Here is a 314-nt window from a genome sequence, read left to right as displayed (position 1 = left end):
CCCCCCCCCCCCCCCCCCCCCCCCCCCCCCCCCCCCCCCCCCCCCCCCCCCCCCCCCCCCCCCCCCCCCCCCCCCCCCCCCCCCCCCCCCCCCCCCCCCCCCCCCCCCCCCTTTTTAATGATCCGCCCACCACCGAGATCTACACTGTTCGCATTTCGTCGGCAGCGTCAGATGTGTATAAGAGACAGGGCCAGCGCTGCACGAGCTCGGCCACCAGCGCATCCAGCGCGGCGAAAGAACCTATCGGATGCGGCCCCAGCGAGGGCTCGCCGGCCAGCCAGCCCGCGCAGGTCCATACCGCGTCTGCGCTCCCG

Annotated in this window: 1 pseudogene; it reads left to right on the top strand. The window is 76.8% G+C overall.

The annotated features are described in order from the left end of the window. Positions 1–314 (top strand): annotated as a pseudogene (locus JHD82_RS29490) (hypothetical protein); the annotation flags it as partial.

Origin of the sequence: Delftia sp. ASV31, from assembly GCF_016428765.1 — a bacterium.
In the GTDB taxonomy this organism is placed as follows: domain Bacteria; phylum Pseudomonadota; class Gammaproteobacteria; order Burkholderiales; family Burkholderiaceae_C; genus Comamonas; species Comamonas acidovorans.
The sequence above is the reverse complement of the archived record's forward strand: the minus strand, read 5'-3'. Positions and strand labels throughout refer to the sequence as shown.